This is a genomic window from Xanthomarina spongicola (genome assembly GCF_003148645.1).
GTDB classification, from domain to species: Bacteria; Bacteroidota; Bacteroidia; order Flavobacteriales; family Flavobacteriaceae; genus Xanthomarina; species Xanthomarina spongicola.
Genome location: NZ_QGGP01000003.1, coordinates 67,000 through 83,826, shown reverse-complemented (window position 1 = coordinate 83,826; position 16,827 = coordinate 67,000). Strand labels below are relative to the sequence as shown.

General features: G+C 32.8%; 17 protein-coding genes and 1 tRNA gene. 5 read left to right on the top strand and 13 right to left on the bottom strand.

What is annotated here, in order from left to right; translation table 11 throughout:
* Positions 1–2: 2 nt before the first annotated feature.
* From LX78_RS07275 to LX78_RS07250, 7 genes are all read right to left on the bottom strand, one after another.
* Positions 3–194 (bottom strand): hypothetical protein, encoded by a 192-nt coding sequence (locus tag LX78_RS07275; RefSeq protein WP_109682009.1) that lies wholly within the window; start codon positions 192–194, stop codon positions 3–5.
* Positions 195–1,031: 837 nt separating this feature from the next.
* Positions 1,032–1,105, bottom strand: a tRNA-Asp gene (locus tag LX78_RS07270).
* Positions 1,106–1,185: 80 nt separating this feature from the next.
* Entirely contained in the window at positions 1,186–2,115 is a 930-nt protein-coding gene (locus tag LX78_RS07265; protein WP_109682008.1) for a DUF58 domain-containing protein, read from the bottom strand.
* 130 nt (positions 2,116–2,245) lie between these two features.
* Positions 2,246–2,563, bottom strand: coding sequence for a thioredoxin (gene trxA / locus LX78_RS07260; protein WP_109682007.1), 318 nt, complete (start codon positions 2,561–2,563; stop codon positions 2,246–2,248).
* 117 nt (positions 2,564–2,680) lie between these two features.
* On the bottom strand, positions 2,681–2,848 hold the full coding sequence (locus tag LX78_RS14815) for a hypothetical protein (protein ID WP_170109817.1): 168 nt from the start codon (positions 2,846–2,848) through the stop codon (positions 2,681–2,683).
* Positions 2,849–2,902: 54 nt separating this feature from the next.
* Positions 2,903–7,255, bottom strand: a complete 4,353-nt coding sequence (gene dnaE / locus LX78_RS07255; protein WP_109682006.1) for a DNA polymerase III subunit alpha — start codon at positions 7,253–7,255, stop codon at positions 2,903–2,905.
* A 213-nt stretch (positions 7,256–7,468) separates the two neighbouring features.
* Entirely contained in the window at positions 7,469–8,152 is a 684-nt protein-coding gene (locus LX78_RS07250) for a DUF6252 family protein (RefSeq protein ID WP_109682005.1), read from the bottom strand.
* 151 nt (positions 8,153–8,303) lie between these two features.
* On the opposite strand from LX78_RS07250, the gene LX78_RS07245 reads away from it, so the two are divergent.
* From LX78_RS07245 to LX78_RS07225, 5 genes are all read left to right on the top strand, one after another.
* The gene (locus LX78_RS07245) at positions 8,304–8,858 is read left to right on the top strand and encodes a 30S ribosomal protein S16 (RefSeq protein WP_109682004.1); all 555 of its coding nucleotides are present in this window, start codon (positions 8,304–8,306) and stop codon (positions 8,856–8,858) included.
* A gap of 143 nt (positions 8,859–9,001) precedes the next feature.
* Complete coding sequence (gene rimM, locus LX78_RS07240; protein WP_109682003.1) at positions 9,002–9,532, top strand: ribosome maturation factor RimM; 531 nt, start codon at positions 9,002–9,004, stop codon at positions 9,530–9,532.
* 59 nt (positions 9,533–9,591) lie between these two features.
* Complete coding sequence (locus LX78_RS07235) at positions 9,592–10,251, top strand: tRNA1(Val) (adenine(37)-N6)-methyltransferase (protein ID WP_109682284.1); 660 nt, start codon at positions 9,592–9,594, stop codon at positions 10,249–10,251.
* Between the two features lie 128 nt (positions 10,252–10,379).
* The gene (locus tag LX78_RS07230) at positions 10,380–11,558 is read left to right on the top strand and encodes an acyl-CoA dehydrogenase family protein (RefSeq protein WP_109682002.1); all 1,179 of its coding nucleotides are present in this window, start codon (positions 10,380–10,382) and stop codon (positions 11,556–11,558) included.
* A gap of 122 nt (positions 11,559–11,680) precedes the next feature.
* Positions 11,681–12,580 (top strand): metallophosphoesterase family protein, encoded by a 900-nt coding sequence (locus tag LX78_RS07225; protein ID WP_109682001.1) that lies wholly within the window; start codon positions 11,681–11,683, stop codon positions 12,578–12,580.
* A gap of 94 nt (positions 12,581–12,674) precedes the next feature.
* On the opposite strand, the gene LX78_RS07220 is transcribed toward LX78_RS07225, so the two are convergent.
* From LX78_RS07220 to LX78_RS07195, 6 genes are all read right to left on the bottom strand, one after another.
* Entirely contained in the window at positions 12,675–13,007 is a 333-nt protein-coding gene (locus tag LX78_RS07220; RefSeq protein ID WP_109682000.1) for a 2Fe-2S iron-sulfur cluster-binding family protein, read from the bottom strand.
* Between the two features lie 138 nt (positions 13,008–13,145).
* Positions 13,146–14,213 carry an NAD(P)/FAD-dependent oxidoreductase gene (locus tag LX78_RS07215; RefSeq protein WP_109681999.1) on the bottom strand — a complete coding sequence of 356 codons (1,068 nt, stop codon included), beginning with the start codon at positions 14,211–14,213 and terminating at the stop codon, positions 13,146–13,148.
* 66 nt (positions 14,214–14,279) lie between these two features.
* Positions 14,280–14,522 (bottom strand): NifU family protein, encoded by a 243-nt coding sequence (locus LX78_RS07210; RefSeq protein ID WP_109681998.1) that lies wholly within the window; start codon positions 14,520–14,522, stop codon positions 14,280–14,282.
* Positions 14,523–14,525: 3 nt separating this feature from the next.
* Positions 14,526–15,662, bottom strand: coding sequence for an Mrp/NBP35 family ATP-binding protein (locus LX78_RS07205; protein WP_109681997.1), 1,137 nt, complete (start codon positions 15,660–15,662; stop codon positions 14,526–14,528).
* Positions 15,663–15,853: 191 nt separating this feature from the next.
* On the bottom strand, positions 15,854–16,183 hold the full coding sequence (locus LX78_RS07200; RefSeq protein WP_109681996.1) for an MGMT family protein: 330 nt from the start codon (positions 16,181–16,183) through the stop codon (positions 15,854–15,856).
* Positions 16,184–16,192: 9 nt separating this feature from the next.
* Positions 16,193–16,825 (bottom strand): LysE family transporter, encoded by a 633-nt coding sequence (locus LX78_RS07195; protein ID WP_109681995.1) that lies wholly within the window; start codon positions 16,823–16,825, stop codon positions 16,193–16,195.
* Between the last annotated feature and the right edge of the window lie 2 nt (positions 16,826–16,827).

Sequence of the window (16,827 nt, the reverse complement as noted above, 5' to 3'; positions counted from 1 at the left end):
AATTATCCGTTTGAAGGAACTGAAGATCCTCCTTTTCTTACATGTCTATTAACTCCAAAATCATATTCAAAGTTATCGACAGTTGAAATGCTGTTTTCTTTACTAATTTTTGTTGGTTCAGTATCTTTAAGGTTAACTCCAGATACGGTTACACAAAATAATGCTACTAATAGTGTAATTGTTAGGGATTTCATAGGTGCTCAATTTATAGTTATACAAATAATTAATGTTTAACAAGCCTTGCTTTTTGCAAAACTTTAATTGAGGGAATAAATGGATAATTAAATTTTAAAATATGCGCATAAATAAATTACTAACATATTTTAACAACATGAGGGAATAGACAAAAAATGTCTAGAATGGAATAATTAACCTTTTAAGCTGATTTCTCGATTTAGGGACTTAAGAAGGACTGCTAATATAAATCAATCTTGTGTCTGAATTAACATTTAATCGATGAAATGTAATTTATGTTCGATGAAATGCGTTTTTTGATAAATTTTTATAAAGAATAAAGTTATTTGAAATTAAATTAACATTTTGTTATCTATTGAAAAAGATGTGTTTACACAGAATTAAATACAGTTACAATCCCCTAAAACAAAAAAGCCTGTCTGCCGACAGGCAGGCATCCCAATCTTCTAAAGAGAAAAAAGGAAAGCTTCCATTGGTTTAACTACTTAAACCTATTGACAGACTACTACATCTGTCAAAACAACACGTGTATTACACTGTTATTCATAATTTTATGTTTTTAAGTTGCTAATTGATTTTTTAAAAGGTGCGCATTTTAGAGAAGTGAATTGACACCGAATTGGACACCTTTTAAGGTGTAGAAACTTGATAAATTGACTACTTAGAAATAGCCCTAAAACAAAAAAGCATCCCAATCTTCTATACAGAAAAAAGGAAAGCTTTCCATTGGTTTAACTACTTAAACCTATTGACAGACTACTACATCTGTCAAAACAACACAACTAAATTTTATTGCTAAAAAAAGCTCCAACTTCTTGGAGCTTTAGCAATTTTAGCGGTCTGGACGGGACTCGAACCCGCGACCTTCGCCGTGACAGGGCGACATTCTAACCAACTGAACTACCAGACCGTTGCTTTATTGCGAGGGCAAATATACATTGCAATTTTAACTTCACAAATATTTTTTGAGGTTTTTTTCGTTTTTTTCCTTTAACCAAACTTTTGTCTCTCTATCATATAGGTTGTCAAGATATTATCAAATTTTTTTGTTATATCTGCTTCTACATATTTTATCCTGTATTGAGCACATTTCAGTTTAATGATTTCAAAATAATCACTAACAGCTATTTTATAAGTGTCTTTTATGTTTTCTGCATACAAATTTATATGCTCACCAGTTTCAACATCTACATAACGTTTTGGCGTGTTATCAAAATCAAACAACAATTCTTTTTCTTTATCGAATACATGAAATAGAATAACTTCGTGTTTGTTATGTTTTAAATGCCTTAATGCATCAAATAATTTATCTTGATCAACAGACGTTTGTAACATATCTGTAAAGAAAAATATTAAAGAGCGTCTTTTTATTTTTTCTGCAATTTGATGTAAATACGTATAGGTTTTTGTTTGCTTATTTTCTGGTTTCGAAAGTACAAGATTATTTAATTGATGTAAAAGCATTTGATGATGTCTTTCACTTCCTTTCTCAGGTGAATAAAAATCGTAAGAATCGCTATAAACACTTAACCCAACAGCATCTCTCTGCTTTTTTAAAATATGCATTAATGAAGCTGATGCTAAGGCAGAAAAGGCTATTTTATTTAGACTATCTATTGAATAAGACTTTAATTCTGGATAGTGCATAGAGCTACTATTGTCAATAATTAAATGACACCTTAGATTGGTTTCTTCATCGTATCTTTTCGTATAGAGTCTATCTGTTTTAGCATATAGCTTCCAATCTATATGTTTAGTACTTTCTCCTTGATTATAGATTTTATGTTCTGCAAATTCTGCTGAAAACCCATGAAACGGACTTTTATGCATGCCAGCAATAAACCCTTCTACTACTTGCTTAGCAAGTAAGTCTAAGTTCTTAAATCCTCCAGCTTTATTAAGTTCTTGTAGTAAATCCATTATCCCAACTGTCGCAAGCGACATCTTCCCAAAGAGAAGAATTCAATATTTCTATAAATAAATTAATGTTCTAAACTAAAAAAGGTTTGCCGTTAAAGCAAACCTTTTATCTTTTCTTTTAGAAAGTATTTTACAAAAGCGAATCGATAGCTTCAGTATAAGCACTTTTCTGTGCTACACCAACTTGTCTACCAACAACTTCTCCGTTTTGGAATACTAAAACGGTTGGTATATTACGTACACCATATTTTGCAGCAAATTCTTGATTAGCATCTACATCTACTTTTCCTACAACAGCTTTCCCATCGTATTCTTTACTTATTTCATCTATGATTGGCCCTACCATTCTACATGGTCCACACCAAGCTGCCCAAAAATCTACCATTACTGGTTTATCACTTTTTAATACTGTTTCTTCAAACGTTGCATCTGTTATTTCTAATGCCATAATCTATAATTTAATATGTTCTACTTCTGTTTATTATGCAATATTAGTCAAAAATTTTGCCAAAGCTTACAAGCTGACAATTTGTTTTTCTTATAAAGTTATTGAGTCCGGTTATATCTACTTATTTTCAGATCTATCTAGTTCAAAATACCCATAAATTAAACTAGCTCCACAAACTAAAGTTATGATTTGATTTATAAATGCTTCGCCTTGAAATAAGTTATACACTATAGCCGCTATTGCTAAAAGCCCAATAACTAACAATACATATTTTGATGCTTTCATAATAATATATCTTACTTATCTGTATATGATAATAAAAAAAGTTACAACAAAATATTAATTCAATTTATAAAAAACATCATTCAATTCTAATTCATCCAACAGCTCTTGAGATATTTTTACTTTTTGTTTTCTGCTTGGCATGTTAATTTTAATCTGCTCTTCGTTATCGTAAATAACAAAATTAAGCATATGGCTCCCAGCATGCATGGTAAACAATTCTTTAAGCTTTGAAATACGAGTATCTTCTAAATCAGATATATTTAATTGAATTGATAATTTCTTAGCATAAGTATCCATGACATCATGCAATAATTGGAAATTATTAAATTGAATTCTTGGATCACTCTTTTTTCCAGTGTCTCTATTTAGCCAACCTTCTCGAACAAATAATTTTACATAGATAAAAGAATTCTTTAATAAGAAATGTCTAAATTTTAAATATTCTTCCCCAAAAATTCTAAATTCGAAACTATCTGTATAGTCTTCTACTGTAAATAATGCCCAACCTTTACCTTGCTTACTTACACGATGTTGCACATCTGTTACTACACCTCCAAAGGTCAATTCTCTATTAATAAAAGTCTCCAAATCTCTTAATAATGCCAAACTGGCATTGCAAAAGGTTTTCATTTCTATTTTAAAATCGTCTAGAGGATGACCAGAAATATAAATACCTACTACTTCTTTTTCTCGTGCTAATTTTTCCATAGTTCCCCATTCCTCGCATGGAGGCACTAATGGTTCTGCAATCTGTACATTACTAGCTTCACCAAACAAACTTACCTGAGCCGAATTTTCGTTTTCCTGATGTTTGGCTCCATATTTAATTGCCTTTTCCAAAAAGGTGATGCCATCTCCATCATCATGAAAATATTGCGCTCTATGTGTATCATCAAAACAATCAAAACCTCCAGCCAAAGCTAAATTCTCAAAAGCCTTTTTATTTGCAGCTCTTAAATCAATACGTTTTGCAAAATCGAAAATTGATTTATAATGTCCATCTTCTTTTCTATTCTTAACAATTGTTTTTACAGCTCCATGTCCAACACCTTTTATGGCTCCCATTCCAAAACGAACTGCATTATCTTGATTTACAGAAAATTTATAGTAAGATTCGTTAATATCTGGACCAAGCACATTTAATTTCATGCGTTTACATTCCTCCATAAAGAAAGTAACTTGCTTGATATCATTCATGTTATTGGATAATACAGCTGCCATATATTCAGCAGGATAATGTGCTTTTAAATAGGCTGTTTGATAAGCAATCCAAGCATAACAAGTTGAATGCGATTTGTTAAATGCATAACTTGCAAAGGCTTCCCAATCTTTCCAGATTTTTTCAAGCTTCTCTTTATCATGTCCTTTCTCTCCTGCTTGCTCAATAAATTGAGGTTTCATTTTATCTAGAACCGCAATCTGTTTTTTACCCATGGCTTTTCTAAGAACATCTGCCTCACCTTTGGTAAAGCCTGCTAATTTTTGAGATAAAAGCATTACTTGCTCTTGGTAAACAGTAATTCCGTAGGTCTCTTTAAGATATTCTTCCATAGCAGGAAGGTCGTAATCAATCTCTTCATCGCCATGTTTACGTCTCGTAAAACTTGGAATGTATTCCATTGGACCTGGACGATACAAGGCATTCATTGCAATTAAATCTTCAAAAACTGTTGGTTTTAGTTCTTTAAGATGCTTTTGCATACCTGGAGATTCATATTGAAAAACACCAACTGTTTCTCCCTTTTGAAAAAGCTCATAGGTTTTTTCATCATCTAAAGGGAAAGTATCTGGATCGAGATCGATGTTGTGTTTGGCTTTTACAATTTTTACCGTGTCTTTTATTAAAGTCAAGGTTTTCAAACCCAAGAAATCCATCTTTAACAAGCCTGCATCTTCCACAACTGAGTTATCAAATTGGGTAACGTATAAATCGGAATCTTTGGCAGTTGCAACTGGGACGAACTTGGTAATATCGTCTGGTGTAATAATAACACCACAAGCATGAATTCCAGTATTTCTAACAGAACCTTCAAGCATTCTTGCAAGGTTTACTGTTTCTGCTTCCAGATCTTCACCATCTGAAATATTTAAAAGCTGATTCACTTTTTCTAAATCCTCAGTTCTAAACATATTCTTTAATGCCTTCTCGTCTGCTCCAAATATTTTATGAAGCTTAGACATGGTAGGAATTAACTTTGCAATTCTATCTGCGTCAAAAAGTGGTAAATCGAGCACTCTAGCTGTATCACGAATGGAAGATTTTGCAGCCATTGTACCATAGGTAATAATCTGCGCTACCTGATTACTTCCATATTTTTCAATAACATAATCCATAACTCGACTTCTACCTTCATCATCGAAATCGATATCGATATCTGGCATGCTAATACGATCTGGATTTAAAAAACGCTCAAAAAGCAAATTATATTTAAGTGGATCTATATTCGTTATTTTTAAGCAATAGGCAACAACAGATCCAGCTGCCGAACCACGACCTGGACCAACCGAAACATCCATTTTTCTGGCTTCACGAATAAAATCTTCAACAATTAAAAAGTAACCTGGATAACCTGTGTTTTTAATAACATCTAACTCGAAATCTATACGTTCCTTTATTTCGTCTGTTAAGTCTTCATAACGATTTTTAGCACCTTCATAAGTTAAATGTCTTAAATAATCATCTTCATTTTTAAATTCTGAAGGTATATCGAATTTAGGCAGTAAAACTTCTCTTGCTAGTTGATAGTTTTCAATTTTATCAACAACTTCTTGAATGTTTGAAATGGCTTCAGGAATCTCTTTAAAAAGATTTTTCATCTCTTCAGAAGACTTAAAATAATATTCTTTATTTGGCATTCCGTAACGATAACCACGACCTCTACCTATAGGTGTCGCTTGTTTCTCTCCTTCTTTTACACATAATAAAATATCATGTGCATTGGCATCATCTTGTTTGCAGTAATAGGTGTTATTAGTTGCTACAAGTTTAATCTGATGTTTTTTAGAGAACTCTATAAGTACTGGATTTACTCGGTTCTCATCTTCTTGATTGTGACGCATTAACTCGATATACAAATCTGTGCCAAATTCCTGTTTCCACCAAAGTAAAGCTTCTTCTGCTTGGTTTTCACCAATATTTAATATTTTGCTTGGTACTTCACCATATAGATTACCTGTTAGTACTATTAGGTCTTCTTTGTATTGTTGGATGAGTTTTTTATCTATTCTTGGCACATAATAAAACCCGTCTGTATATGCATGAGATGATAGTTTTGCTAGATTATGATAGCCTTTTTTTGTTTTGGCAAGTAATACAATTTGATAGCCATTATCTTTTCTAGATTTGTCTAAATGATCTTCACAAACAAAAAATTCACAACCTAAAATGGGTTTTATTTCTTTTAACAATGGAGTTTCTCCTCTTGCTTCAGCTTCCTTATTTTTAGCCTGAATTCCTTTATTATGATTGGTTACTACTTTTACAAAATGAAAAGCTCCCATCATATTCGCATGATCTGTCAATGCAACGGCTGACATGTTTTGTTCTGCTGTTGATGCAACTAAGTCTGGAATACTAATAGTTGATTGTAAAACTGAAAATTGAGAATGATTATGAAGATGAACAAACTCAACTTCAGCTAATTCTGAGATATTTTCTTTTAATTCAGCTTCTGAAACGTCACTGGTTTGAGCTTGTTGTAAGCGTTGATTAATCTTAGCACTTTCCTTTTTCAGATTTATGTGCTTTAAACCAATTAACTGAATTTCTTTAGGATTGGCTTCAGAAAAATTCTTAAAGTAATCTGGCTGAACGTCTAACTCTTCTTTGGTGTATTCTTGACGACGAATTAATTCCAGAAAGCAACGTGTGGTTGCTTCCACATCGGCTGTGGCATTATGAGCTTCAGCAAAAGGTTTGTTAAATAGAAATTGGTGTAACTCGGTTAAAGTAGGAAGTTTGAATTTTCCATAACGTCCACCTGGAAGCTGGCAAAGTGTAGCTGTATGTTCTGTACAGGTATCTAAAACTGGTAGCTCTTGCAATTGGTTAGCTATATCTTCCCTAACAAATTCAGCTCCCATAATATTGAGGTCGAATTTGACATTTTGTCCAACTACAAATTTTGTTTTACTTAAGGCTTCATTAAATTTCTCTAATACTTCTGCTAAAGGAGCTCCTTGCTCATGCGCTAATTCGGTAGAAATACCATGAATTTTTTCTGCATCGTAAGGAATATTAAATCCTTCTGGCTGGATTAAATAATCTTGATGATCGATACAGTTTCCCATATCGTCATGCAATTGCCAGGCAATTTGAATACATCTTGGCCAATTATCAGTATCTGTAATTGGTGCATCCCAACGTTTTGGTAATCCAGTGGTTTCAGTATCGAAAATTAAATACATCTGTTCTTTAATTGTTTGCTGTTTAGTCGTTAAGTTGATTGTTCTTTACGAGTATGTATGATTAAAACCCTAAAAATATGGCTGATTTTCTTTATAAGAAAAGTTTTTAAAATTACAGATAATTATTGCTTTTTGGAAGTGAAGTTATAAACATTTATAAACAAAAAACGCAACTCTTTTAAGTTGCGTTTTTTGTTTATTTATTAAAAATGTTTAAGGCATGCAATCTCCTAAAGAATCTATAATTGCTTGTAAGCTACCAGAAGCATCTCCACAAGCATTAATTCTTCCCATTAGAGCATTTTTATAGGCATTACAAAGATCTGTATATTCAGGCATAGAAGGGTCTGTGGCTGCGAAGTTTTGACCAGCAGTGTTTGACGCCTGAGTCGCTTCTAAACATCCACTTCCACTTGAAACTAAACCTCCTACTAAGGACACCTTATAATATATACCTTTACTAAAATTTACTACTTTTAACCCATCTGCAGAATAGGCATTAAACCAGAAGGTTCCTGTAATTAATTTTGGATCCCCATCTTCTACATTATCTACCGTTATTTGTCCATCTGCAGGATATAAGGTAAGACTCGGGTCAGGATCAAAAGCTGTAGAATAAACAACCCCTTCATCATCTACATATATAGCTTCACTTCGACTTCCTTCACCTAAATCGAAAGTTCCTCTTACATCATTATTTGTAATTAATTGAACAGTGCCATTATTATCTTCACCTTCTATTAAGAAACCACCATTGTCTATATCTGCAGAATAAGATATTGCCTTCCAGAAGTTTCCATCCTTTTTACCTTGCATAGCAGGAGAGTTAAACTCTATTTCATCGCCACAACTAACAACTGTTAAAATGGTCAATATAAGTACCAAGAATTTTTTCATAATCAATTTGGATGTTAATAATTAAGAATTCAAAAATATGATAAAAAAAACAAAGATTTAGTTTTTAATTAAAAAGTTGAAATTTAAAAAATAATCGTATCTTTGCACACTTATTAATAATCGAGGTCGCGAACCTCACTAATTAATTTTTATGTCAGTTAAAATTAGATTACAAAGACACGGTAAAAAAGGAAAACCTTATTACTGGATTATTGCAGCAGATGCAAGATCGAAAAGAGATGGTAAATACTTAGAAAAAATAGGTGCTTACAATCCAAACACAAATCCAGCAACTATTGAATTAGATGTAGATAGTGCTGTAAAATGGTTACAGAATGGTGCACAACCAACTGATACTGCTAAAGCAATTTTATCTTACAAAGGCGCAATGCTTAAAAATCACCTTGCTGGTGGTGTAAGAAAAGGTGCTTTAACTGAAGAACAAGCTGAAGCAAAATTCACTGCTTGGTTAGAAGAAAAAGCTAGTAAAGTTGGTGCAAAAACAGATGGTTTAGCTAAAGCTGAAGCAGAGGCTAGAGCTAAAGCTTTAGAAGCTGAAAAAGCAGCTAACGAAGCTCGTATTGCAGCTAATGCTCCTGTTGAAGAAGAAGTTGTTGAAGAAACAACAGAAGAAGTTGTAGCTGAAGAAGCAGCAACTGAAGATGCTCCTGCAGTAGATACAGAAGCTTCTAACGAAGAAGAATAAAAAGAGTTATTTTTTATACTTTTGAACCCAGACTTAATAAGTCTGGGTTTTTTATATCTACAAATGTCACATCGAGCGCAATCGAGATGCAATTAACCTGACATTTAAAAGTTCTCAACTGCGCTCGAACAGAAAGAATCACCATGAAAAAAGAAGAATGTTTTTATTTAGGAAAAATCGTATCTAAGTATAGTTTTAAAGGAGAACTTCTTATAAAACTAGATACAGACGAACCTGGTTTATACGAGAATTTAGACGCTATGTTTATTGATTTACGAAATAATTTAGTGCCATTTTTTATAGAATCGTCTCAATTACATAAATCAGATTTATTACGTGTGCGTTTTGAGGATGTTGATAACGAACCAGATGCTGACGCTTTGATTAAATGTGATGTGTATCTGCCTTTAGAATTTTTACCTAAACTGGAAGGAAACAAGTTCTATTTCCATGAAGTTATTGGGTTTAAAGTAGAAGACATCAACTATGGAACTGTTGGAACCATAGTGTCTATTAACGACTCTACAGCTCAAGCGCTTTTTGAAATAGATAGAGATGGTATTGAAATTTTAATTCCTATGAACGACGAGTTTATAAATAAAATCGATAGAGTAAACAAAACAGTATTTGTTGAAACTCCTGATGGACTTATAGATTTGTACTTAGAAGAATAATTGTGTCTAAAAAACCTTTCAAATTCAAAGAATTCTCAATTAAACAAGACCGTTGTGCCATGAAAATTGGTACAGATGCTGTACTTCTTGGTGCTTGGACCTCTATTAAACATCAACCGTTTTCAATTTTAGATATTGGTTCTGGCACAGGCGTTTTATCTTTAATGTTGGCTCAAAGAAGTCATGCAGAAGTTATTGACGCTTTAGAAATTGATGAAAATGCTTACGAACAATGTGTTGAAAATTTTGAAAACTCATCTTGGAGCGACAGACTTTTTTGCTATCATGCTTCTCTTGAAGAATTTGTTGAAGAAATAGAAGACAAATACGACTTAATTATTTCAAACCCTCCATTCTATTCTGAAGATTACAAAACCGATAACAATCAACGTGATTTGGCACGTTTTGCAGATGCCATGCCGTTTAACCATTTAATTGAAAGTGCTTCAAAATTATTATCTGAGAACGGTTTGTTTTCTGTTATTATTCCATTCAAGGAAGAAGAAACATTTATAGCTTTAGCTTCAAAGGTCAACTTATTTCCTAATAGAATCTTGCAGGTTAAAGGCTCTCCAACTTCAGAAATTAAAAGAAGTCTTATTGAGTTTTCATTCAAAAAAAGCAACCCTATACAAGAAGAACTTATTATTGAAACTTCTCGACATCAATACACAACAAGCTATATAAATTTGACGAAAGATTTCTATCTTAAAATGTAGCATTTTGTTACATTTGCTTTATCAATATATTTTCTAATATTCTATTAATAAAAAAGTTTACAGAGGAATAAATGAAATGAGCTTTTTAGCGAATTACATCTGACCTCTAAAACAATAAAAACTAGCAGATGAAACCTGATTTATTTGAAGCTCCTGATTATTATAATCTAGACGAATTATTAACTGACGAACATAAATTAGTACGTGATGCAGCCAGAGAATGGGTAAAACGTGACGTATCTCCAATTATAGAGGATTATGCTCAAAAAGCAGAATTTCCAACACAAATCATCAATGGTTTAGCAGAAATAGGTGCTTTTGGACCATACATTCCTGCTGAGTATGGTGGAGCTGGATTAGACCAAATTTCTTATGGTTTAATCATGCAAGAAATTGAAAGAGGAGATTCTGGTGTAAGAAGTACAGCTTCTGTACAATCGTCTTTAGTCATGTATCCAATATGGAAATACGGAAACGAGGAACAGCGTAATAAATACTTACCAAAATTAGCTTCTGGCGAATGGATGGGTTGCTTTGGTTTAACAGAACCAGATCATGGATCTAATCCTGGAGGTATGGTAACCAACTTTAAAGATATGGGAGACCACTATCTTTTAAATGGTGCAAAAATGTGGATTTCGAATGCGCCTTTTGCTCAAGTAGCAGTTGTTTGGGCTAAAAATGAAGAAGGAAGAATTCACGGACTAATCGTGGAACGTGGTATGGAAGGTTTTACAACTCCAGAAACACATAATAAATGGTCTTTAAGAGCTTCAGCAACTGGAGAACTTATTTTCGATAATGTAAAAATCCCAAAAGAAAATTTATTACCAAACAAATCTGGTCTTGGTGCACCTCTTGGATGTTTAGATTCTGCTAGATATGGTATTGCTTGGGGAGCTATTGGAGCAGCCATGGATTGCTACGATACAGCTTTACGTTATAGTAAAGAACGCATCCAATTTGGAAAACCTATTGGTCAATTCCAATTACAACAAAAGAAACTAGCTGAAATGATTACCGAAATTACCAAAGCTCAATTATTAACTTGGAGACTTGGCGTATTACGTAATGAAGACAAAGCAACCTCAGCCCAAATATCCATGGCAAAACGCAATAATGTGGACATGGCTATTAATATTGCAAGAGAAGCTAGACAAATGTTAGGTGGCATGGGAATCACAGGAGAATACAGCATTATGCGTCATTCTATGAACTTAGAAAGCGTAATTACTTATGAAGGAACTCACGATATTCATTTATTAATTACTGGAATGGATGTAACTGGCTTAAACGCGTTTAAGTAGAATTTCCACTTTCGTGGGAATCTCATGGTAAAAATTCAACACCATGAAGTTTATAAAAAATTATCTAAATGCTTCTCTTTTACGGGAAGCATTTTTTATTGAAATTTGTTTACATTTACTTTATGTTTTCAAGTAAAAAACGATTAGATAAAGCTTATAAAGAAGCTAAAACCATCTACTTTGATGATTCTAGTAAGTTTATCCTTTTTAGTGATTGTCATCGAGGAGACAATAGTTTTGCTGACGATTTTGCCAACAATAGAAACATCTACTTCCATGCTCTAAAACATTATTATGCTGAAGGGTTTCAGTATTGTGAAATTGGAGATGGAGATGAGCTTTGGGAAAACACATCCTTTCAACCCATTTTTGAAGCTCATAAAAATGTTTATTTACTAATGAAATTATTCCATGATCAAAATAGATTGCATATGATTTGGGGTAATCATGATATGGTTTATAGAAATCCCAATTATGTCGAGAAACATCTATCAACTTATTTCGATCCAAAACTTGAAAAGGATGTAGATCTTTTTTGCAATTTAAAATATCATGAAGGGATAATTCTAAATCACAAAGACTCAAAACAAAAATTATTTTTAACTCATGGGCATCAAGCAGATTGGTGGAATTATACCTTTTGGAAATTTAGTCGTTTCATGGTACGTGTTCTCTGGAAACCTTTAAATGTAATGGGTATTGCCGACCCAACAAGTCCTGCAAAAAACTATAAAGAACTGATTAAAGTAGAACGAAGAACAAAAAAATGGATTATTGAAAACAATAATTTAATTACCATTGTTGGTCATACACATAGACCTCGATTTCCAAATCCTGGAGACATCGCTTTTTTTAACGATGGTAGTTGTGTGCATCCAAGAAGTATAACAGGTCTTGAAATTGAAAATGGTGAAATCTCTTTAATTAAATGGTATGTAGATACTACAGAAAATGGGACACTTCAAATTGTAAGATTATTGTTAGAAGGACCACGAAAACTAGTTGATTATAAAACGGAATAGCCATACTTAGTCATTAAAAGCAAAGCGAAAAATCTAATAAAACGGAAACTAAAAACAAACAGATTGCCACGTCCTTCGTTCTCGTAATGACCGTTTAAGATTCTGGAGCAAGCTCAACTTCCAAACCTTCCATTTCTGGGGTAATTTGAATTTGACATCCCAAACGAGAATTATCTTTAACATAGAATGCTTCAGACAACATAGCTTCTTCGTCATCCTGCATTTCAGGTAATTCTGTTTCACTAATCACATAACATTGACAAGAAGCACACATTGCCATACCACCACAAACACCTATAGTTCCTTCTGGAGCTAGTTCGTAACTACGTACTACTTCCATCAAATTCATAGCCATATCTGTTGGTGCTAAAACATCATGAGCAACTCCGTCTCTATCTATAATTTTAATATTTACATCTTGTTCCATCTTTAGTTTCCACGAAAGTGGGAATCTTATTTTTTAGTTTTACATTAAATCAAGACCTCTCGTATTGCTTTGCAATGTGATTTCAATGATAATATATTTTCATTTCAACCAATGTTCGAGGCAACAAATATTTACTATCTACTGAATACTCTTTACAACTGCTTTCGGAGCTTCTTTTCGTGTTCCATCAAAACCATCTATACCACTAACAGTTGTATATTTTAAAACATATTTTTTGCCTGGATTAATAATTTGGTAAGCAGCTTGACACATTAAAGTCGCTTCATGAAAACCACATAAAATAAGTTTTAATTTGCCTGGATATGTGTTAACATCTCCAATAGCAAAAATCCCAGGAATATTAGTTTGATAGTCTAAAGCATTATTCACTTTAATGGCATTTTTTTCTATCTCTAATCCCCAATTTGCAATAGGTCCAAGTTTAGGAGACAATCCGAAAAGAGGAATGAAATGATCGGTTTCTAAAACATATTCTTTGTCAATATGAATATTATCTGATTCTTTAATAACAACACCATCTACTTTATGGTCGCCAACAATTCCAGTAACCTCGGCTGGTGTTATTAAATTTATTTTTCCTTTGTTTTTTAATTCTTGAACTTTTTCAACAGAATCTAAATGCCCTCTAAATTCGTTTCTTCTATGAATTAAAGTGACTTCGCTAGCGACATCACTTAAAAAGATGCTCCAATCCAATGCAGAATCTCCTCCTCCAGCAATTACAACTCTTTTATTTCTATAAATTTCTGGATCTTTAATTATATACTCAACACCTTTATCTTCAAAGCTTGTGATGTTATGGATTAAAGGTTTTCTTGGTTCAAAAGATCCTAATCCACCAGCAATCGCAACTACAGGAGCTTGATGCTTTGTTCCTTTATTTGTAGTTACAATAAACGAACCATCTTCTTGTTTTTCAATAGTTTCTGCACGTTCACCTAATGTAAATCCAGGTTCGAATTGCTTACATTGTTCCAATAATTTATCAGTTAAATCGCCAGCTAGAATTTCTGGATATGCAGGAATATCGTAGATAGGTTTCTTTGGATATATTTCAGAACATTGTCCTCCTGGTTGTGGTAAAGCATCTATTAAATGGCATTTTAATTTTAAAAGTCCAGCTTCAAAAACGGTAAATAACCCAGTTGGACCAGCTCCTATGATAAGAATATCTGTTTTAATCATGAATTGTAAATTTCAAGAAACAAAGTTATTATTTACTTTATTAATTAAATGTGATAAATGTCACATTTAAGCTTCAATATTAATAACCTGTTCAATTTGAGGTGCATATTTTTTAATGGTCATCTCCACACCAGATTTTAATGTCATTTGGTTTACACTACAACCTACACAAGCACCTTGAAGTTGTACCTTTACAAGCTTATCGTCTTCAATTGACAATAATGAAATATCTCCACCATCGCTTTGTAAAAACGGACGAATTTCGTCTAGTGCTTTTTCAATGTTAATTTTTAATTCTTCTGTAGTCATAACCTATTTTTTAACTGCTGAACATCCAGCCATTGTAGTAATTTTTATTGCTTCGGTTGGTGGTAAATCTGTATTTCGTTTTACCACTTCTTGAACCACATTTTGTGTTAACTTTTCAAAAGCTGCTTCCAGAGAGGTTGCTGTTTGTAAAGCTGCTGGGCGACCAACATCTCCAGCCTCACGAATACTTTGCACCAATGGAATATCTCCTAAAAATGGAACGTTTAAATCTTGAGCTAAATTTTTGGCACCTTCTTTTCCGAAGATATAATATTTATTTTCAGGCAATTCTTCAGGTGTAAAATATGCCATGTTTTCAATGATTCCTAAAACTGGAACATTAATGCTTTCCTGTTGAAACATAGCAACACCTTTTTTTGCATCTGCTAAAGCTACATTTTGAGGTGTACTTACTACAACTGCTCCTGTAATTGGTAAAGATTGCATGATACTTAAATGGATATCTCCAGTTCCAGGAGGCAAATCGATTAGCATAAAATCTAATTCTCCCCAATGTGCATCGAAAATCATTTGATTTAGAGCTTTTGCTGCCATTGGACCTCTCCAAACCACTGCCTGATCTGGTTTTGTGAAAAATCCGATGGATAGTATCTTTACACCATAATTCTCTACAGGTTTCATTTTAGATTTCCCATCAATATTTACAGCTAATGGCTTTTCGTTTTCTACTTGAAACATGATTGGAATAGATGGACCATATATATCTGCATCTAAAACTCCAACTTTAAAACCCATTTTTGCTAAAGTAGCTGCTAAGTTAGAAGTAACTGTAGATTTCCCTACACCACCTTTTCCAGAAGCTACGGCAATTATATTTTTAATACCTGGAATAGCTTTCCCTTTTATAACATTAGGAGCAGATTTTTTAGGTGCATCTACTTTTACATTAACTGTTATTTTAGCTTTTTCATACACCAATTTGTGTATGGTTTGCATGATTTCTACTTCGGTTTTCTTTTTTGCTTGAAGGCTAGGATTATTTATAGTGATATCTACTATTACCTCATCGGCAAAGGTTACCACATTTTTTACAGCACCACTTTCTACCATATTCTTTCCTTCTCCAGGAGCCGAAATAGTTTCTAAAGCTTTTAATATGTCTTGTTTATTGAGTTTCATTATTTATTAAGACTATAAAATAGAATCTAGAGATTAGATTTTATTTTCGATTTTTATTAAGATTTATTCTAAACAGCAAATATAATGCGAAATGTTTAGAATTTGAAAAAGATTAATTGAAATGATTGATGGTAGAATTTAGTTTTGCTATTGGATTCTAGATTTGTAATTATTTGTAAATTTTCAAATAATTACAAATTATTAGCTGGATCCCAAAACACCTTATCGAAATCTTGAATTTGTAAGTCTTTAACTTTAATTCCTTCGCTTTCTAAAAGCTGTTGCATGAGGTTTGTGCCATCAAAATGATGCTTGCCTGTTAGCAAGCCTTTTCTATTTACCACGCGATGTGCTGGAACGTCTTTATTATGCGATCCATTCATGGCATAACCAACCATTCTGGCACTTTTTGCTGCACCAAGATATTTAGCTATGGCTCCATAACTTGTTACACGACCATACGGAATTTGCTTAGCTACCTGATAAACTTTATCGAAAAAATTGAGAGTTTCTGGTTGCATGTTTAATCTTTAATAATACTTTCTCAGTATACTAATTAAAGTAATAATGGAGATAATTCCTGTAATAATCCCAATGATGTAATTCATTCTTTTTTGGGATGTTTCTTTGGTCTTTTTTATTTTGTCGAAAAAGAATATATATACATATAAGTTTATAAACGATCCCATTGCTGCACCAGCTACATATGTGGAAATTCCAATAGTGTCGAACGTTAACCAGCCAAACGAAGCAAAAGTAATAGTAATATATGCTTGAAAAGGAATAGGAAACATATTGATACTAGACAAAAACATGCCTTGAAAAAATCGACTTCGTTTACTTTTAGATTCAATATCTGATTCTTCTGTTTTTTGTTTTTTTGCTATTAATAAGAAATATATAGTTATTAGAACAAATATAACAAAAGCTACCTGTTGTAAAATATCTATAACATCTGGATGTTTGCTTAAATATCTTGCAAATACCGTTGCCACAAGTGTTTGAATGGTAAAGACAAGAGCAGCTCCAACTGAAAACATGATACCTCTTGTGTAACCTTCTTTTAGGCTTATTTTAGCAGCAGTCATATTTAATAAACCAGGTGGCACTGCAGCTAAAAAAGCAACAAGCATGGCAATAAAAAATATGGCTGGTAAACTCAAAA